This window comes from Streptomyces sp. NRRL F-5122 (assembly GCF_001507435.1).
GTDB classification, from domain to species: Bacteria; Actinomycetota; Actinomycetes; order Streptomycetales; family Streptomycetaceae; genus Streptomyces; species Streptomyces lannensis.
On the sequence record NZ_LMWH01000240.1, the window covers coordinates 20,311 to 38,800 of the forward strand.

The window sequence follows — 18,490 nt, forward strand, 5'->3', positions numbered from 1 at the left end:
CTCGTCCGTCAGGACGGCTCGGAATCGGCCTGCTCCAACCAGGACCGGACAGCCTCCCCATCCGTGACAGCGGAGGAGGCGTGTGAGGAGGAGCACCTTTCGTACCAGGGGCGGGCCCCACGTCGGGAGCGAGCACCACGTTCGGCCGATGGCGAGGCTCTGCTGCGAGGGGTGACCGTCACTCGACCGTCAGTCACCGCTCCAGGACCGCGCCGGGATACGGGAAGGCGTTCACCACCGGCCGGAACCGGCCGGGGACGCCGGTCCGGGCAGGCGGACGGGCTCACCGGCTGAGGTTGCCGCCCCTGGCAGGCTCCGCGGTTCAGGCGCAACCCCGGGCGGGCTCACCGGCTGGGGCGCCACCCCGGCCAGGGCGACGTCCTGCCGCCCCGGGCACGAGGGAGCCGTCTCACGTCTCCCTCTCCGGCATGTACTCGCCCTCCTCGAGGCCGAAGGTCCAGGCGACGCCTTCCCGGGCGGTGCGCATACGCGGCGGTACTCGAAGCCAGTACGTGCGGTGAGTACCGTCGGGCTCGGGCGTCGAGTTGACCACCTCGACCATCACCAGCGGCTCGTCCCCGTCCAGTTCGATGCGCCACAGCACACCTGTCTCGTCCCGCTGGACCGGCTCGGCCCCGGACTCCTCCAGGTACCGGTCGTAGCCGTAGTGCTCCAGCATCACGCGGCGCAGTTCGGCGTTCTCCTCCTCGCGTATCCGCTGCGGGGTCAGCCCGGCCAGCCCATCGAGGAACTCGGCGGGGACGGGCATGCCGCGCCACGCGTGCAGCGCAAATCCGTCGGGGAAGGCGAGCGCCGGTCCGTCGCCGCGATCGAGCCTGCCCGCCTCGTCCCGGTGCAGTTCCACCGGGCGTTCGCAGACGATCACGGTCCTCTCGTACGGCCACCACCAACCCGCGGCCCGGGCGACCGCGGCGACACCGTCGAGCGCCTCACCCCCGTCCTGGCCGTCGAAGGCGGCGAGCCACGCCGCGTCGTGCTGGCCGAGGACCGCGTCGACCAGCACCAGCCTGACGGCCTGCTCGTCCCCAGCCGTACCGGCCAGGGCCTCGACCACACCGGTCCGTATGCGCTCGGTCAACATGACCGTGCCGTCCCACAGCTGAGCCCCCGTCAAGGACCAGTGTCCCGCCCACCCGGCCGGCCCGAGCCGGTCGAGGACACCCTTCCGAGCGGCGGCCCACGGCCATGTACGCACCGCCTCGCGCACACTGCGACCGGTCGTACCCTCCGCCGTGAGGCGTGCCGCCAGGGCGGCCCCTTCACGGGGCGATCCCGCCCAGACGACGGTCTCCGGCTCCTCCAGGCCCGCCAGCCGGTAGGCCAGGCGCAGTCCTTCCTCCGCGGCCCCCCGGTCCGCGGGGCCGGTCGCCGCCGCCACCTCTCGCCACTTCGCCATCGTGTCCGCCTGTGCGGTCTCCATCGGCGTGCTCACCCTTCCGCTCCCCCGCCGTCTCAGTCCGCCACGACGCGCACCGCGCCGGGCACGTACTCACGCTGCCGGACCACGCGGTACCAGCCCTTGGGCAGCGGTATGGCCGCGTGCTCTTCGTGCACCACCCGTCCGCCGTCCGGGAGATGGAGGTAGGAGACCGCGAACGGCCCGGTCTCACGCATGAGCGTCCCCGGCCCGACCACCGCGTGGGCATGTCCGGTGACTTCGCCGAGAGCGAGCACGAGCCGCCCTCGCGCGTCCCTCGGCTGTTGCGGCAGCCCCTCCGTGCCCGGTGGCAGCGCCGCCTCCGGGACGGGCATGATCAGGACGTCCCCCTGCCGGTACATGCGTGTCTCCCTTTCCCGTCGGCGCCTCGCCGATCGATGTCCACGACGTTATGCGGGGGGTCTGACAACGAGGTCCCGAACAGCATCGGCCGGAGTGCGGCTCCGCGTCCGACCTGCGCTTCCGCACCACCGCCGCATCCACCACATCGCGGACCCTCACGGGCGGCCCCGGCCGGAGTCCCCTCACGACACCGACCGACCGCGGTCGCTGTCCCCGGGCTCGAGCGATGCGGCGGCCGCCGGACGATCGGCGCCCTCGTGCCACGACATCGCCAGTCGCGCGGGGCGGCCGTCCCGCCCCCGTCGAACCGGGTCGCGGACGGCTCCTGTTGATGGCGCGGGCCGGCTCGACGACCCGTCGGGCTCCCGCACGCCGGCCCCGCACGGCCCGTTGCCGGCGGTGTCAGTGCCGCTTGGTAGAACTCTTCGCGAGCAACGCACCGCGTCCGCATCCCAGGAGGCCAGCGACATGTCCCCCGTCGAGCATCTTCAGGAACTGCACGGCCTCCCGGCCTTCGACTTCCCCGATCCCGGGACCCACTGCGAGCTGCCCGCCGCGGGCGATGTGGCCTGGCGGCTCGCTGTCGACGCCTACGGAGACTCCTCGGAGGGTTTCGCCGACCTCTGGGACCGATTCCTCGGCTCCGTGGACGCGTCCGGCGTCCGCGCGATCGTCGTGGGTCAGTGGGGCGAGGCGTACGACAACGACTCCAGCATCATCGTGCAGCGCCTCGTGGATGCCCGGGACCGGATGACCGCTCTTCGGGCCGTGTTCATCGGGGACCTGGAGATGGAGGAGGCGGAGATCTCCTGGATCGAGCAGTCCGACGTCACACCGGTCCTCGAGGCCTATCCGCTGCTGGAGGAGTTCGGGGTCCGTGGCGGCTCCGGACTGCGCTTCCCCGCCGTCCGGCACAAGCATCTGCGCAGGCTCCGGTTCGAGGCCGGCGGCCTGCCTGGGGAGGTCGTACGCGGTCTCGCCGCCGGCGAGTTCCCCGCCCTGGAGAGCCTCGACCTGTGGCTCGGCGTGGAGGAGTACGGCGGCGATGCGACGGTCGCCGACCTCGCTCCGATCCTGGCAGGTGGACGCTTCCCGGCGCTGCGCCATCTCGGCCTGCGCAACAGCGAGATACAGGACGAGATCGCCGCCGTCGTCGCCGGGTCCCCGGTCGTCGCCCAGCTGACGTCGCTCGACCTGTCCCTCGGCGTGCTCACCGACGAGGGGGTGACGGCGCTCCTCGGCGGCCAGCCCCTCACCCACCTGACCCGGCTCGACCTCCACCACAACTTCGTCACCGAACCGGTCGCCGAGCGGATCCGCGCGGCCCTGGAGCCGTCCGGCGTCGAGATCGACCTGTCCGAAGTAGGCGACTCCTGGGAGGACGACGGCGTCGTCCACCGTTTCACCGCCGTCGCGGAATGAGGACACGATGACGTTCGCCGATCACTTCGAGACCTTCCACGGACTGCCCGTCCACACCCTTCCGGAGCGGCCCGAGGAGGCACTTCCGGCAGGGGGCGACGTGGCCTGGCGACTGGACTGCTACGTGGCCGAGTCCATGTCGTTCGACGACCTGTGGCAAAGCTTCGTGGACCGGGTGCCGAGCACCGAGGTACGGGCTCTGGTCATCGGACCCTGGTGGTACGACGAGTACAGCGAACTGCGCCCGGCGCTCGAGCTCATCCTCGCCGACGCGTCGCGATTCCCCGCGCTGCGGGCCCTGTTCCTCGCCGACGTCACCGGCGAGGAGTGCGAGATCTCCTGGCTGCAGCTCACCGATGTCACTCCCGTGCTGGAGGCCTTCCCGCTGCTGGAGGAGCTGGCCGTCCGCGGCGGCGACTCGCAGGGGCTCGGCGAGGAGCCCCTGTCGCTGCGCCCGGTGCGCCACGAAGCGCTGCGCGTGCTGCGCTTCGAGTCGGGCGGCCTGCCCGCGCAGGTGGTCCGCGCGGTCGCCGCCAGCGAACTGCCCGCGCTGGAGCACCTCGAGCTGTGGCTCGGTGTGTCCCAGTACGGCGGTGATGCGACGGTCGCCGACCTCGCGCCGGTCCTGGCCGGGGGACGCTTCCCCGCGCTGCGCCATCTCGGCCTCCAGGACAGCGAATTGCAGGACGAGATCGCGGCGGCGGTGGCCTCGGCGCCCGTCGTGGCACAGCTGGAATCGCTGAGCCTGTCCATGGGGACCCTCACCGACGCGGGTGCCGAAGCCCTGCTCCGGGGTCAGCCGTTGTCCCATCTGAAGCGGCTGGACCTGCACCACCACTTCCTCGGCGAGTCGGTGGCCGACCGGGTGCGCACCGCCTTCGGCTCCGCCGGCACCGAGGTCGACCTGTCGGACCAGTGCGCCCCGCACCGCTGGCGGGACGAGGAGTGGCGCTATGTCGCTGTCTCCGAGTAGTCCGGTGCCGCGCACCGGTCTCCGGTTCGCCGTCGTCGGCAATCCCGAGAACCGGCGGACGTCGATGTTCGCCGACGCCGTCCGGGCCGCGGGAGACGCGGCGCCCCGTGTCCTCGCATGGCGGGACGTGCTGCGCGGGCGGTACGCCTTCATGCCGGGCGAGTGGGTGCGGATCGACTCCCCCGGCGAGAACGCCGAGGTAGACCGGCTGTTGCGGGCCACCGACGACCCGGCGCGCGTCGAGGGAACGGCTCTGTGGCACCACCGCTTCACCGCCGTACTGCGGGACGTGGCCCGTGCGGCGCACCGTGCGGGCGCGGTGACCTCCGCCGACCCGGAGGACGTCGCGGTCATGTTCGACAAGCGCCGCTGCCACGCCCGGCTGAGCGCCGCGGGAGTGCCGGTGCCTCCGGCCCTGACGGGTGCGGTCGGCGGCTGGGACGAGCTCAAGGACCGGCTGAAGCAGGCCCGCATGGCGCGGGTGTTCGTCAAGCCGGCACACGGCTCGTCGGCCTCCGGGATCGTGGCGCTGGAGACGGCAGGCCCCGGCCGGATCAAGGCGACGACCGCCGTGGAGACCACGCCCGACGGCCGCCTGTACAACTCGCTCCGGGTACGGCACCACACCTCGGAGCCCGAGGTCGCCGCCCTCATTGACGCCCTGGTCCCGGACGGCATCCACGTCGAACGGTGGCTGCCCAAGGCCTCGCAGGGCGGCCGGGCCTGCGATCTGCGGGTGGTGGTCGTCGCGGGGCGTGCCACACACGCCGTCGTACGGACCAGCCGGCACCCCATGACGAATCTCCATCTGGGTGGCGCCCGCGGCGACCTGGACGCGGCACGCGCGGCGATCACGGCCGCGGGAGGCAGGTTCGCCGACGTGCTGGAGACGGCCGAACGGGCAGCCGCGTGTTTCCCGGGCACGCTGTGCGTCGGTGTGGACATCCTGCCGGCCGGGGGGTGGCGGCGGTTCACCGTCGCAGAGGTGAACGCCTTCGGCGATCTGCTGCCCCGCCTGACCGGCCTGCCCGGCAGTGGCGCCGAGGGCCTGGACACCTACGCGGCACAGGTCGCCGCGGCACCGGTCGCCGTACGACGTACGGAACGCAAGGAGCACCACCATGACACCACCGCTTGACATGAACGACATCGTGGGCAGCCACGACCTGCTGCTGGTCACGCTGGACACACTCCGCCACGACGTGGCCGAGGAGCTGGCCGCGGCCGGCCGCATACCGAACCTGGCACGCCATCTGCCCGGCGGCGGCTGGGAACGCCGGCACGCTCCCGGCAACTTCACCTACGCCTCGCACCAGGCCATGTTCGCGGGATTCCTGCCGACACCGGCCACGCCGGGACCGCACCCGCGGCTCTTCGCCGCCCGCTTCGCGGGCAGCGAGACCACGGCGGACGGCACCTTCGTCTACGACACTCCCGACCTGGTCTCGGGGCTGGCCGCCGTCGGCTACCGCACCGTGTGCATCGGCGGGGTGGGCTTCTTCAACAAGCAAGGGCCGCTGGGCTCCGTCCTGCCCGGAATGTTCCACGAGAGCCACTGGGAGCCGGAGTTCGGGGTGGCCTCACCCACCTCCTTCGAGGCCCAGGTGACCCGCGCCGAGAAGGTCGTCGCCGAACTCCCCCCGGAGCAGCGCCTGTTGCTCTTCGTGAACGTGGCCGCCCTGCACCAGCCCAACTGGTTCCATCTGCCCGGCGCCACCCGAGAGGCCGGCGACACCCGGGCCACTCACGCCGCCGCCCTCGAGTACGTGGACCGGCACATCGGGCGGCTGTTCGGCGCCGCGAGCAGCCGCCGTCCGTGCTTCGCGATCGTCTGCTCCGACCACGGCACCGCCTACGGCGAGGACGGCTACACCGGCCATCGTGTCGGCCACGACGTCGTCTGGACCGTTCCCTATGCCCACTTCTTCCTCGATGAGGCCGCATGACCACCGCCGAAGCCGCGGCCCTGCCCGCCGTCCGCCCGTACCAGCACTACGTCTACGCCTATCCGCACAAGACCGCGTACCGGCCCCTGCCCCGGGAGCGCGCCCTTCTGCGCGAACTGTGGGCCGATGAACCGAAGAACGCCCTCTCGCTCTACTTCCACATCCCGTTCTGCGAGGTACGGTGCGGCTTCTGCAATCTCTTCACCCGGATCGGGGCACCGGACGGTCTGACAACGGCCTACCTGGACGCGCTGGAGCGTCAGGCGGTCGCGGTGCGTGAGGCGCTGGGCGACGATGCGCGGTTCGCGAATGCGGCCTTCGGGGGTGGCACTCCGACCTTCCTGGAGGCCGCGGAACTCGAGCGCCTGTGCGATCTGGCCGAGCACGGCCTGGGCGCCGACCTGCGGGCCGTCCCGTTGTCCGTGGAGGCCTCGCCCGCGACCGCGACGGCGGACCGCCTGTCCGTGCTGGCCTCCCGCGGCACCACACGGCTGAGCCTCGGGGTGCAGAGCTTCGTCGACTCCGAGGCCCGGGCGGCCGTGCGTCCCCAGCGCCGGGCGGACGTCGAGGCGGCGCTCGCCCGGGTCCGCGACGCCGGAATCCCCGTCCTGAACATCGACCTGATCTACGGCATCGAGGGGCAGACCGAGAAGTCCTGGAGCCGTTCCCTCGACGCCGCTCTCGCCTGGCAGCCCGAGGAGCTGTATCTGTATCCCCTCTACGTCCGCCCGCTCACCGGTCTTGGCCGGCATCACGGCCGGCCCACCGAGGAGGCCGACTGGGACGAACTGCGACTGCGGCTGTACCGACACGGCCGCGACCACCTGCTCGCGCGGGGCTATGAGCAGGTCTCGATGCGCATGTTCCGCCGTGCGAACGCCCCGTCGACCGGCGGGGAGGACTACGCGTGCCAGACCGACGGCATGGTCGGCCTCGGCTGCGGCGCCCGCTCGTACACCACGAAGCTGCACTACTCCTTCGACTACGCGGTGGACATGCATCGCATACGCGCGATCATCGACGACTACACCGCCCGCGCCACCGACGGCTTCCGCCGTGCCGACTACGGCTGGGAGATGAACGCGGACGAGGCCCGACGCCGTCATCTGCTGCAGTCACTGCTCCAGGCCGAGGGCATGCCCCTCGCCGGCTACCGGACCCGATTCGGCACTGCGCCCGAGGACGATTTCCCCCACGAACTGGACCGGTTCCACGACCGGGGCTGGCTGGACGACTCCACCGGTCCGGCGCTGCTGCGCCTGTCTCCCGAGGGCCTGGCCCACTCCGATGCGCTGGGACCCGAATTGTTCTCCGCCGCCGTGCGGGAGCGCATGACCGCGTACGAACCGAAGTGACGGAGCCCGCATGGACCTGACGATCCTCTACCGCGGCCCGCTGGCGTCGTGCGACTACGACTGCCCCTACTGCCCCTTCGCCAAGCGGCGGGACAGCCGCGCCCAACTGACTGCGGACCGCGCCGCACTGGAGCGTTTCGCCGATTGGGCCGGCGCGCAGCGCGAGGACCGGCTCTCCCTGCTGTTCACGCCCTGGGGTGAGGGCCTGGTGCGTTCCTGGTACCGGCGCACCCTCGTGGAACTGAGCCGATTGCCGCATGTGAACCGGGTGGCGATCCAGACCAACCTCAGCTGCCGCACGAACTGGCTGGACGAGGCCGACTTGGACACCATCGCCCTGTGGTGCACCTTCCACCCCGGGCAGACGCCGTACGACCGCTTCCTGGCCAAGTGCCATGATCTCGCCTCCCGCGGCGTCCGGCACAGCGTCGGCGTCGTGGGCCTCCCCGAGCACCTGGAGCACGCGCGCCGCCTGCGCGCCGACCTCCCCCCGCACGTCTATCTGTGGATCAACGCCGCCGAAGGCCACACCTACACCGATGCCGAGGCCGACCGATGGACCGACCTCGACCCGCTCTTCCCGTACAGCCGCCACCCGCACCGCAGCGGCGGTCTGCCCTGCCGTACGGGAGAGTCCGTCATATCGGTGGACGGAGAGGGCACGGTGCGGCGCTGCCATTTCGTCCGGTCGGAGTTGGGCAACCTGTACGACGGCTCATACCGCCGAGCACTGCGTCCACGCGCCTGCCCGTTGGCCGCCTGCGACTGCCACATCGGGTACGTCCACTTGGAGACGCTGCCTCTGTACGACGTGTTCGCAGGCGGGGTCCTGGAGCGGATCCCCGCCGCGCTCCCGCCGGTCCGCGTCTGACGGCTCGGCCGATCCGCCACCACCTCCTGTTCCTCGCCCATGGCACGAGCCGGCCTGTTCGGCGTCAACGCCGACGCCGAGCCGTCAACCTGTCCGTGATACTCGGGCGATGGACAGCTACGAGGGCTCCGCGACCCTTGAGTGGTGGGCCAACCGCTCGACGTGCTTGGCCCGGTTCGGTGTGCGAGTCGCGATCCACGTCACCGGCGATGACTGGACGTGTGAGGCGATCCTCGAGCCTCCACTGTCCGCGGAGGACCGGGAGAGTTTCGATTTCCTGATGAAACTCGACCCGGTCTTCACCCTGGGTTTCGACGAGGAGACCACGCTGCTGGTCAACGTCGTCCCAGCAGGGGACCACGGACGACTCATTCTCACCGCTTTCCAGGGACGGGCGGGAGTCGACAGTTCGCACAACAAACGCCGTGCGGGGCAGGGAAGGCCCGTGCCATCCTGTGGCGGTGCTCCTGAGTGATCACGCGACGAGTGTCGAGCTCGGCCCGTTGCGCTATGAGTTCCCCGTGGTCCGCGGCGACGTGCACGACGACAACTGGCTGGTCATCACCGGCGCGGTCACGACTCCCGAGGGCAGTTGGTCCTTCACCGATCCATGTCTGCTCACGGGTGAAGCCCGCGAGGTGGCCGCCTGGCTGCGCGGTGTGGCTGCGGGGACGGTGGCGGTGAGCGAACCTGCCGCCGAAGACGAGTGGTTGTCCCCCGACACGTGGTTCATCGAGCCGGTCCTGGCCTTCAGTCTCGCCGACCGACGCGAGGACGGGGTGGTGATCCGCGTTCACCTGTCTTTGGAGGCGGCACCGCCATGGCAGCAGGGTGACAACCGGACCGACATCTACCAGTACTTCGTGAAGGTGCGCGTCGATACGGCTGCACTGCTCGACGCGGCGGACCGGTGGGACCTTGCTCTGGCCTCCTTCCCGAACCGTTGATCACCATCGGTTCGCCTTCGGATGCGGGTCTCGACGACGGTGGCCGACCGGGAAGTGCGCGGCGCGGTGCGGGCATCCTGCCCCCGCCGATCCCGCATTCGCCCAGGTCACAAGCTTGATCGTCCCCTCACGCGACGGTCGGCCGCCCGCAACGTCCACCCTCGGGAACCTCACCTCCCCTTTTTTCAGGTTTCGTGCATTTTTGCCCCCGAGTGGGCTACTCGCTCCGGAGGCCGGGCCCGATGGCGGCAGCACAGCTTGCACGGGTTGTCCGGCCGGCCGGGACACAGTGCGTACCGCTCGGACGGAGGGAATCCCGATGAAGGCTCTGGTGTACGAAGGTCCGCGCGAGGTCGTGGTGAGGGACATGCCCGATGCCAGGATCGAGCGACCCACCGATGTCCTGGTGAGGATCACCACGACCAATATCTGCGGTTCCGATCTGCATATGTACGAAGGCCGTACCGACCTGGAGTCCGGCCGCATCCTCGGCCACGAGAACATGGGCGAGGTCATCGAGGTCGGCGACGGCGTGGACAGGGTCAGGGTCGGCGACATGGTCAGTCTGCCGTTCAACATCTCCTGTGGTTTCTGCCGCAACTGCGAGCACGGGCTGACCGGGTTCTGTCTGACCACTCCGGACGATCCCACGATGGCAGGGGCGGCGTACGGATTCGCGGGCATGGGTCCCTACAGCGGGGGACAGGCCGAGTTCCTGCGGGTGCCCTACGGCGACCACAACTGCCTGGTCCTGCCCGAGGACGCCGCCGAGCGGCAGAGCGACTACACGATGCTCTCCGACATATTCCCCACGGGCTGGCACGCCACCCAGCTGGCCCGGGTGGAACCGGGCGACACCGTCATCATCTACGGTGCCGGTCCGGTAGGGCTGATGGCCGCCCTGTCCGCGACGCTGAAGAGCGCGGCGAAGGTGATGGTGGTCGACCGCCATCCGGACCGTCTCGCGCTCGCGGAGCAGATCGGCGCCATCGCCATCGACGACTCCAAGGGCTCACCCGTCGACCGGGTCCTGGAGGAGACCAAGGGGCTCGGCGCGGACCGGGGCTGTGAGTGCGTGGGCTACCAGGCACACGACACCCAGGGCAACGAGCACCCCAACCTCACGCTCAATCGCCTGGTCGACTCGGTGAAGTTCACCGGCACGATCGGTGTGGTCGGAGTCTTCGTCGCACAGGACCCGAAGAGCCCCGACCCGCTGTACAAGGAGGGCGAAGTCGCCTTCGACTACGGCAGGTTCTGGTTCAAGGGCCAGAGCATCGGCAATGGACAGGCCAACGTCAAGGACTACAACCGACAGCTGTGCGGGCTGATCGAGCAGGGCAAGGCGAAGCCGTCCTGGATCGTCTCCCATGAACTGCCCCTCGACCGGGCGCCCGAAGGCTACCGGCACTTCGACGCCCGGGACGACGGCTGGACGAAGGTCATCCTCCACCCCGAAGGCGCCTGACCGGACACCCGCGAACGCCCGCGGACGCCCATCCGTTTCACCCTTGGCGCGCCGTCCGCCCGGGCAATATCCGTGGACAGGGTGAACACGGCGCTGTCCACCCGCTCCACGACCGGAGTGTCGCTCACCGCTCGGTCCGCGAGGGCCGTTCGTTGCGGTGGCGGTGACCGGGCAGGAACTCCTGGACCTTGGCCTTGAAGCCCTGGCGGACCATGGCCGCGCGATCGCTGTCGCCCTTGATGACGGAGGCCGCGGCCGCCTCGATCTGGTCGAGGGTGGCGTGCGGCGGGATGGGGGGCACGGCCGGGTCGGTGACGAAGTCGAGCACACAGGGCCGGTCGGTGGCGAGTGCGGTCTCCCAGGCACCGCGCACATCGACCGGCTTCTCTACCCGCAGCCCCTCCAGGCCGATGAGACGGGCGAAGTCGGCGTAGGCGACATCGGGGATCGACTGGGAGGGCAGGAACTGCGGGGCGCCCTCCATGGCGCGCATCTCCCAGGTGACCTGGTTGAGGTCGTGGTTGTTGAGGATGGCGACGATCAGGCGCGGGTCCTCCCACTCGCGGTAGTACTTCGCGACGGTGATCAGCTCGGCCATGCCGTTCATCTGCATCGCACCGTCGCCCACCAGGGCGATCGCCGGACGGTCGCCGTGCGCGAACTTGGCACCGATGACGTACGGCACTCCAGGACCCATGGTGGCGAGCGTGCCGGACAGCGAGCCGCGCATGGCGCCGCGCAGCTTCAGGTGACGGGCGTACCAGTTGGCGGCGGAGCCGGAGTCCGAGGCGAGGACGACGTTGTCGGGCAGCAGGTCGTTGAGGGCGTGGGCGACGTACTCGGGGTTGATCGGGTAGGCGGCGACGGCGGCACGCCGCTCCATGACCTCCCACCAACGGGCCGTGTTCTTCTCGATCTTCCTGCGCCAGCCCTGGTCCTTGGCGGTGTCCAGCAGCGGCAGCAGCCGGTCGAGCGTCTCGCGGGCGTCGCCGACGAGGTTCACCTCGAACGGGTAGCGCAGGCCGATCATGTGCGGATCGATGTCGATCTGCACGGCCCGGGCCTGCCCGAACTCCGGTAGGAACTGGGTGTAGGGGAACGACGAGCCGATGACCAGGAGCGTGTCGCAGCCCTGCATCATCTCGTACGACGGCCGGGTGCCCAGCAGCCCGATGGAGCCGGTGACATACGGCAGGTCGTCGTCCAGGGCGTCCTTGCCCAGCAGCGCCTTGGCGACGCCCGCACCGAGCCGGTCGGCGACGGCCATGACCTCCTGCCGTGCCCCGCGGGCGCCCTGACCGATGAGGATCGCGACCTTGTCGCCCGCGTTGAGTACGTCGGCGGCCCGTGTGACGTCCTCGTCGGACGGCACCGGCGCGTAGTGCGGCATGCCGAGGCTCGACGGCACCATCTTGAACGCGTGCTCGGGCGGCGAGTAGTCGAGCTCCTGCACATCGGCGGGGATGATGACGGCGGTGACCGAGCGTCGTGCCATGGCCGTGCGCATCGCCCGGTCCAGCACGTTGGGCAGTTGCTCGGGGACGGTGACCATCTCGCAGAAGTCGGAGGCGACGTCCTTGTACAGGCTCAGCAGGTCGACCTCCTGCTGATAGGAGCCGCCCATGGCGCTGCGGTTGGTCTGCCCCACGATCGCCACGACCGGGACGTGGTCGAGCTTGGCGTCGTACAGACCGTTGAGCAGGTGGATGGCGCCGGGCCCGGAGGTGGCGGCGCAGACGCCGACCCTGCCGGAGAACTTGGCGTAGCCGACGGCCTCGAAGGCGGCCATCTCCTCGTGCCGGGCCTGGATGAACCGGGGTTTGTCGTCGGCCCGGCCCCAGGCCGCGAGCAGGCCGTTGATGCCATCGCCGGGATAGGCGAAGACATGCTCCACCCCCCAGTCACGCAGTCGCTCCAGGACGTGGTCGGAGACCTTCATCGACATGTTCGAAGACCTTTCCGGAGGTTGCTGTGAAGGGACACGGTCACTGACGGCGCAGTGCGCGGAGGGCTCTGTGACCGGCGGCCGTTGCCACCGCGGCCGTGAGGGCGGCGCCCGCGGTGGTCGCGCACCAGGCCGCGAGGGAGGGGCACTCGGCCGGACGCTCGGGGTCCTGGCCGGGCAGGTTCCCCCCGATGCCGAGCGCAAGCACCTCGGCCAGATGCAGGGCCCGGCGTGCCGTGCGACGGTCATGGAGACCGAAGTCGCCGACCGGACCGCAACAGCCCTCGTCCAGGACGTCGGCGTCCAGCGACAGGACCGGGGCGCCGAAGGGGGCGCACACCCGGACCGCGTGGGCACCCGGCTCCACGCTGCGCGGGACGACCACGCCGATCGGCACCTGCCGGTGGTCGGAACCGTCCGTGGCACAGGGCCCCTGCTGCCCGCGCCGAATCGGATCTCGGCATCCACCGCCTCACGCAGCGCCGCCTCCAGACCGGCGGCAGCCACCGTGGAGGCCCCGGATGAGGAGGCACGAGTCATCGGGGAAACCGCCTTCGTTGGTTCCAGGACATGCAGGGCATCCGGCCGTACGAGCGGCACCCCGACGGTCGGATCGTCGAGTACCCGCCCTTTCCGGGCGCAAGGCGTCTTTTCCGTATTCATGATGACCTATGGGCGCTCGGCAACGCCGATCGCACGGCTCCGGCGACCGGAGGACCTGTCCCGCTGCGGTGAGCGGCCCGGCCACCCGGCGCACGAATCTCGCGGACGACTGCATGGGCCCGGGCCGCGCACGGGTTCCCGGGGCCGCCGACGGCAAGCGGCCGCGTCGAAGGCGGCTCGTGCGGGTACCCGGATCGGACCCGACGACGGCGTCCGGCGGAGGAACCGCAAGGCGTTGATTCGGCAAACGTTGAATCGGTGACCGCCCATGACCACGAAGACCGGCAGGAAAACGGCTCGGTCCGGGAGGACCGGCGAGGCGACGGACAAGGCCACGGTTCGAGCCCTCCTCGAACGCCGGCGGCACACCTACGCCGCGGAGGCCGGCATCCGGCTGCGCAACACTCCGGCCCCGCTGTACCAGATGCTCGTCCTCGCGACACTCCTCAGCGCCCGTATCAGGGCCGGCACGGCCGTGGCGGCGGCCCGGGCGCTGTTCGACGCCGGGTTCCGAAGTCCGCGGTCGATGGCGGACGCGACCTGGCAGCAACGCGTCGACGCGCTCGGTGAGGGCGGCTACCGGCGCTACGACGAGCGCACCTCGACGATGCTCGGCGAAGGGGCCGAGCTGGTGCTCGAACGCTACGGCGGCGATCTGCGCAGGCTGCGCGAGGAGCCCGACCCGAGGGCGGCACTGTTGGACGTGCCCGGGATCGGGCCCACCGGTGCCGACATCTTCCTGCGGGACGTACAGAGCGTCTGGCCCGAGTTCGCGCCGTACATCGACGACAAGGCCCGTGACGGCGCCCGGCGGCTGGGGCTGCCCACGACGCCCGGGAAACTGGGCGGTCTCGTCGACGAACGCGAGCTGCCGAGGCTGGTGGACGGCCTTGTGCGCACGGCCCTCGACAAGGCCTTCGCCGACGAGGTGCGCGCGGCGGCCCGGGCGGTATGAGCGGCCCCGCCTTCACAGCGGTCTCTCCCTGCGCCCCGCAGTCGCGGGCCCCGGCCGACGGCTTACAGGCCCGCCTCACCGCGCGTCCCGGGACCGCCGCTCTGTGCGAGCGGTGGCCCCGGGGCAGGCGTTCATGCCTTTCCGCGGCCGGTCACAAAGTCACGCACGCGATCGACCAGACCTGCGCCCGGTGCCAGGAGCTTGTTACCGGGCGGAGTGTCCGGGGCACCGGGGTGCGGGCGTGTCGGCGCGACCTTCTTGGCACGTCGGATCCGGTCACCGAGCCTGTCGAGCTCCTCCGGTGTGCAGACCTGCGCGAGGCTGGGGAAGAGCTGTTGCTCCTCCTCCGACACATGCGCGGTGACCTCCATGATCAGCTTCTGGGCGAGGTCCTCGAACACGGGGTCGTCGACGTCACGGTGCTCCAGGTCCTTCAGGATGCGTTCCACCTCGGCGTGATCGTGGATCTCCTTGTCGGCCAGGGCGTCGCCGCCCGGCAGGTACTCCCGCACCGCCGGGTAGAGATACATCTCCTCGGCGACGGAGTGCCGCACGAGCTCGATGGTGAGTTCGTCCACGACGGTCCTGCGGTCCTTGTGGCCTGCCGGCAGCGCGCGCAGACGCTCGAAGAACTCCTCGACTTCGCGGTGGTCCGTGGTGAGTTCGTCGATGACATTGCCACCGTGTCCCATCGCACACCTCTTTCGGATCGGGTTCGGTCGTCGTGCGTGGGGTTCCCCGTCCCGTGGCAGTCAGGCATGCCCCCATCGGCCGCGTCCCTGGGCGGCTGCCTCGGTCAGCACCATGGCCGCACCGGGCAGCGCACTCATCGCTCGGCGGAGGCGGCGAAAAGCGGCAGTGTCTCCGTCAGCTCACACACGCGTTCCACCACCGGGCTGGCCGCCCGAATGGTCACGGTCTTGCCCTCCTGCAAGGCCGTCCGGCGCACCGCGAGCAGGACGTTGAGACTGGAACAGTCCCAGAAGGTGACCTCCCGCAGATCGAGGTCGATCCCCCGGAGGGAACGGCCGAGGGCCCCGACCAGGGAGCGCCTGAGCACGTCTTCGGACTCGTAGTCGATCGCGCCGCGCAGCACCACGACCATCCGGTCGCCACTGCGACGACTGTTGACGGTGATGAGATTCAGCGGGCTCGGGAGCGCCATGGCTCATCCCTCGCGTTGTGTCGACGACTTCACCCCGTGGGCCGGCTCCGGCGTCGCGGCCTGTGCAAAGGGCACCGTCCGTCCTCCCCATGGGGACTTTCCGTGAGAACACGCCATTGGATACGTGAAATATATGTCGCCTGTCTGTCCCACGCCAAGAGCCTCGGACCATAGGATTGAGACATGGATGAAGTGCCCGCGTCTCACACCGGATGGACGTTCCTCACCAATCACGCCCGCGTGCTGGCGGCCATCGCCGACGATCCGAACGTCCGCATCCGTGACATCGCCGCGTACTGCCGGCTCACCGAGCGCGCTGTCCAGCGGATCATCTCCGACCTCGAGCAGGACGGTTATCTGTCCCACACCCGTGACGGGCGGACCAACACGTACCGCATCGAGCCGGGCAAGGTGCTTCGGCATCCGGCCGAGGCGGGCCTCACCGTGGCCTCCCTTCTCTCCCTGCTCGTCCAGGACGAGACCACCCGCGCCTCGCAGCCGGCCGTACAGGCGCGTCACGAGCAGTGACGTCGGCACCCTCGAGTGCGGGCGGACGACGGCGCCTCTCCCGCCCACGCCGCTGAGCAGGGCCGGACGCGGGAGCGCCGGGAGCGGCGGCCCCCAAGCGTCGGGTTTCGCCGAGCACGTTCCCGGTACCCAGGCACGGGGGCACCCGTCAGCAGGTGCGGGCCACGACGGACGGGCGAACGCGCCCGTGCAGGCCGGCCGAAGCCGACGGGTCCCCGGTCCGATCCGTCTAGGGAGCGCTCATGGGTCTGTCCGACCGTTTCCGGGAAAGGCCCGTCTACCGGCAGTTGAAGGGGGAGGATCGCCTGGGCCGGGGCAGCGCCGCCAAGTCCCGGCACACGGAGCGGTTGCGTCCACGGACCGACACCGCCGACCATGTGACGCAGTCGATCAGCCCGTACTGCGCGGTCGGCTGCGGGCAGCAGGTGTACGTCAAGGACAACAAGGTCGTTCAGATCGAGGGTGATCCCGCTTCGCCCGTCAGCCGCGGGCGGCTGTGCCCCAAGGGCTCGGCGACCCTCCAGCTCACCCACCGAGGCCCGGCTGTACGGACACGATCCAGACAACGGAGTGGGGGGCGACGGCGCGTTCTTCCTGCTGCTCGACCGGCCCGAGGTCTACGGGCCGCCCCCGGACCCCGTCGTCACCACGCGTGACCTGCCGACGATGTGGAAACACGCGGGCGCCGCCGCGCTCTCCCTACTGGGCGGTCTCGCGCTCTCGTTCGCGCTGTCGGGAACGGGGCGGCGATGACCGGCACCCGGGGCGCGGGGCGCCGGCGGGCCCGCACGGGCGAACAACTGATGGTGCCCAGGGCGGAGTTCGACTCCTACTGCGGGCGCCTCGTCATCAAGGCGCCCTCCTGGGCCGCACGCGACATCGCCGGGTACTTCTTCCTCGGGGGTCTCGCGGGCGCGGGCTCCGTGGTCGCGGCGGGAGCACACCTCACCGGCCGCGGCCGTACAGCGACCGCGATGAAGGTCTCCTCGCTCACCGCGGTCTCCCTCTCCGCCGCCGCACTGATCCACGACCTGGGCCGCCCCGAGCGCTTCGCGAACATGCTGAGGGTCTTCAAACCCACCTCTCCCATGAGTGTCGGCTCCTGGCTGCTGAGCGCCTACGGTCCGGCGGCGGGGGCAGCCGCCGTCAGCGCGGTGACAGGGCGGCTACCCCGGACGGGGGCGGCCGCGACCGCGGCGGCAGCCCTGCTCGGCCCGGCCGTGGCCGCCTACACCGGGGTCCTCGCCGCGGACACGGCGGTACCCGCCTGGCACGGCGCGCACCGCGAACTGCCCTACCTCTTCGCCGCCTCCGCGACGGCCGCAGCCGCCGGCATGGCCCTCGTGGCCGGACCTGTCCGGGAGAACGCACCTGCCCGCTGTGCCGCCGGGCTGGCCGCCCTCGCCGAGACGGCGGTCACCGAGGCGGCGGAACACCGCCTCGGAACGGTCGCCGAAACATACCGGGAGGGCCGCGCGGGGACACTTCTGCGGGCGTCCCGGGTCCTCACCCTCGCGGGCGGCCTCGCAGCCGCCTGCCTCGGCCATCGCCGGCCCGCCGCGGTCGCATCCGGTCTGGCGCTGCTGGCGGGGTCCGTGTGCACGCGTTTCGGTGTCTTCGCCGCGGGCGTCGCCTCGGCCGAGGACCCGAAGTACACGATGGTGCCCCAGCGAGAGGGGACGTAGCAAGGCGCGAGCGGTCACGTGCGGCGGCGGTGCGACGGCACGTTCCAGCCAGCTCCACCCGGGTACTCGGACCGTCGTCGACAAGCACGATGACGACGGTGGCATGCGATTGTCCCGCGCCGGGGTGTTCCCGCGACCGACGGCACGAGGTGGTGGACGGGGTGCACATGCCCGAAGGGCAGGGGGGCAGCGCACTCGTGGTGATCGACATGATCAACACGTACGAGCACAAGGACGCCGAGCTGCTCGTGCCGTCCGCCGAGCGTGTTGTGCCGGTCCTCGCGGAGCTGATCGGCAGAGCCCGCACGAGCGACACGCCGGTAATCTACGCAAACGACAACTTCGGACTGTGGCGTTCCCACCAGGGAGAACTTGTGGAGGCCGCGCTGGCCGGTCCCCGCCCATATCTGGTCGAGCCGATCAGGCCCGACGACGACTCCCTCTTCGTGGTGAAGGCGCGCCATTCCATCTTCTACGAGACGCCCATGTCCTACTTGCTGTGGCAACTGGACGTAGGGCATGTGGTGCTGTGCGGCCAGGTCACCGAGCAGTGCGTTCTCTACTCGGCCCTGGACGCCCACATCCGCCACCTGGACGTCACGGTCCCGAAGGATGCCGTCGCCTCCATCCACCCCCATCTGGAGGGTGCGGCCCTGGAGATGATGGAGCGCAACATGGCGGCCCGAATCGTCAGGGCGCAGGAGGTCGGTTTCACGCCCCCGGCCGGCTGACCCGGTCCCCCGACCGGGCGTCGACGCGCGGCCCG

Annotated in this window: 18 protein-coding genes and 3 pseudogenes; 15 read left to right on the forward strand and 6 right to left on the reverse strand. The window is 70.7% G+C overall.

What is annotated here, in order from left to right; genetic code table 11:
• Positions 1–409: 409 nt before the first annotated feature.
• A complete protein-coding gene (locus tag ADL25_RS26005) occupies positions 410–1,417 on the reverse strand; it encodes a DUF6745 domain-containing protein (RefSeq protein ID WP_059130335.1) in 1,008 nt (335 codons plus the stop codon).
• Positions 1,418–1,473: 56 nt separating this feature from the next.
• Positions 1,474–1,800 (reverse strand): hypothetical protein, encoded by a 327-nt coding sequence (locus ADL25_RS26010; protein ID WP_059130251.1) that lies wholly within the window; start codon positions 1,798–1,800, stop codon positions 1,474–1,476.
• Positions 1,801–2,269: 469 nt separating this feature from the next.
• Here ADL25_RS26010 and ADL25_RS26015 point away from each other — a divergent pair, with 469 nt between their 5' ends.
• The 9 genes from ADL25_RS26015 (at position 2,270) to ADL25_RS26055 (ending at position 10,783) form a co-directional block, all read left to right on the forward strand.
• Positions 2,270–3,223, forward strand: coding sequence for an STM4015 family protein (locus ADL25_RS26015; RefSeq protein ID WP_059130252.1), 954 nt, complete (start codon positions 2,270–2,272; stop codon positions 3,221–3,223).
• 7 nt (positions 3,224–3,230) lie between these two features.
• A complete protein-coding gene (locus tag ADL25_RS26020; protein WP_059130253.1) occupies positions 3,231–4,196 on the forward strand; it encodes an STM4015 family protein in 966 nt (321 codons plus the stop codon).
• Positions 4,177–5,334, forward strand: a complete 1,158-nt coding sequence (locus ADL25_RS26025) for an STM4014 family protein (protein WP_059130254.1) — start codon at positions 4,177–4,179, stop codon at positions 5,332–5,334. The genes ADL25_RS26020 and ADL25_RS26025 overlap by 20 nt, the downstream gene beginning before the upstream one ends.
• Position 5,335: 1 nt before the next feature.
• Entirely contained in the window at positions 5,336–6,142 is an 807-nt protein-coding gene (locus tag ADL25_RS26030; protein WP_059130255.1) for an STM4013/SEN3800 family hydrolase, read from the forward strand.
• Entirely contained in the window at positions 6,139–7,497 is a 1,359-nt protein-coding gene (locus ADL25_RS26035) for an STM4012 family radical SAM protein (RefSeq protein WP_059130256.1), read from the forward strand. The genes ADL25_RS26030 and ADL25_RS26035 overlap by 4 nt, the downstream gene beginning before the upstream one ends.
• Positions 7,498–7,507: 10 nt before the next feature.
• Entirely contained in the window at positions 7,508–8,368 is an 861-nt protein-coding gene (locus ADL25_RS26040; protein ID WP_059130257.1) for an STM4011 family radical SAM protein, read from the forward strand.
• A gap of 109 nt (positions 8,369–8,477) precedes the next feature.
• The gene (locus ADL25_RS26045; protein WP_234381040.1) at positions 8,478–8,843 is read left to right on the forward strand and encodes a hypothetical protein; all 366 of its coding nucleotides are present in this window, start codon (positions 8,478–8,480) and stop codon (positions 8,841–8,843) included.
• Positions 8,830–9,315 (forward strand): hypothetical protein, encoded by a 486-nt coding sequence (locus tag ADL25_RS26050; RefSeq protein WP_059130336.1) that lies wholly within the window; start codon positions 8,830–8,832, stop codon positions 9,313–9,315. The genes ADL25_RS26045 and ADL25_RS26050 overlap by 14 nt, the downstream gene beginning before the upstream one ends.
• Before the next feature lie 319 nt (positions 9,316–9,634).
• Positions 9,635–10,783 (forward strand): glutathione-independent formaldehyde dehydrogenase, encoded by a 1,149-nt coding sequence (locus tag ADL25_RS26055; RefSeq protein ID WP_059130258.1) that lies wholly within the window; start codon positions 9,635–9,637, stop codon positions 10,781–10,783.
• A 124-nt stretch (positions 10,784–10,907) separates the two neighbouring features.
• Here ADL25_RS26055 and ADL25_RS26060 read toward each other — a convergent pair whose 3' ends face one another.
• Together ADL25_RS26060 and ADL25_RS48295 are read right to left on the reverse strand one after the other, a co-directional pair.
• A complete protein-coding gene (locus tag ADL25_RS26060) occupies positions 10,908–12,728 on the reverse strand; it encodes a thiamine pyrophosphate-requiring protein (RefSeq protein WP_059130259.1) in 1,821 nt (606 codons plus the stop codon).
• Positions 12,729–13,035: 307 nt separating this feature from the next.
• Positions 13,036–13,268, reverse strand: a pseudogene (locus ADL25_RS48295) (hypothetical protein); the annotation flags it as partial.
• Positions 13,269–13,659: 391 nt separating this feature from the next.
• On the opposite strand from ADL25_RS48295, the gene ADL25_RS26070 reads away from it, so the two are divergent.
• Positions 13,660–14,346: a hypothetical protein gene (locus ADL25_RS26070; RefSeq protein WP_059130261.1), complete on the forward strand. Its 687-nt coding sequence runs from the start codon at positions 13,660–13,662 to the stop codon at positions 14,344–14,346.
• Positions 14,347–14,477: 131 nt separating this feature from the next.
• Here the strand turns inward: ADL25_RS26070 and ADL25_RS26075 are convergent, their stop codons facing one another.
• Both ADL25_RS26075 and ADL25_RS26080 read right to left on the reverse strand, forming a co-directional pair.
• Positions 14,478–15,038 (reverse strand): hemerythrin domain-containing protein, encoded by a 561-nt coding sequence (locus ADL25_RS26075; RefSeq protein ID WP_059130262.1) that lies wholly within the window; start codon positions 15,036–15,038, stop codon positions 14,478–14,480.
• 134 nt (positions 15,039–15,172) lie between these two features.
• Positions 15,173–15,511 carry an STAS domain-containing protein gene (locus tag ADL25_RS26080; protein WP_059130263.1) on the reverse strand — a complete coding sequence of 113 codons (339 nt, stop codon included), beginning with the start codon at positions 15,509–15,511 and terminating at the stop codon, positions 15,173–15,175.
• Between the two features lie 183 nt (positions 15,512–15,694).
• Here ADL25_RS26080 and ADL25_RS26085 point away from each other — a divergent pair, with 183 nt between their 5' ends.
• From ADL25_RS26085 to ADL25_RS26100, 5 genes and pseudogenes are all read left to right on the forward strand, one after another.
• Positions 15,695–16,039 (forward strand): helix-turn-helix transcriptional regulator, encoded by a 345-nt coding sequence (locus ADL25_RS26085; protein ID WP_059130264.1) that lies wholly within the window; start codon positions 15,695–15,697, stop codon positions 16,037–16,039.
• Positions 16,040–16,281: 242 nt separating this feature from the next.
• Positions 16,282–16,569, forward strand: a pseudogene (locus tag ADL25_RS46495) (hypothetical protein); the annotation flags it as partial.
• 1 nt (position 16,570) lies between these two features.
• A pseudogene (locus tag ADL25_RS49860) lies at positions 16,571–16,765 on the forward strand (4Fe-4S ferredoxin); the annotation flags it as partial.
• 23 nt (positions 16,766–16,788) lie between these two features.
• Positions 16,789–17,724 (forward strand): NrfD/PsrC family molybdoenzyme membrane anchor subunit, encoded by a 936-nt coding sequence (gene nrfD / locus ADL25_RS26095; RefSeq protein WP_234381041.1) that lies wholly within the window; start codon positions 16,789–16,791, stop codon positions 17,722–17,724.
• A gap of 167 nt (positions 17,725–17,891) precedes the next feature.
• The gene (locus ADL25_RS26100; RefSeq protein WP_059130338.1) at positions 17,892–18,455 is read left to right on the forward strand and encodes a cysteine hydrolase family protein; all 564 of its coding nucleotides are present in this window, start codon (positions 17,892–17,894) and stop codon (positions 18,453–18,455) included.
• Positions 18,456–18,490: the final 35 nt, after the last annotated feature.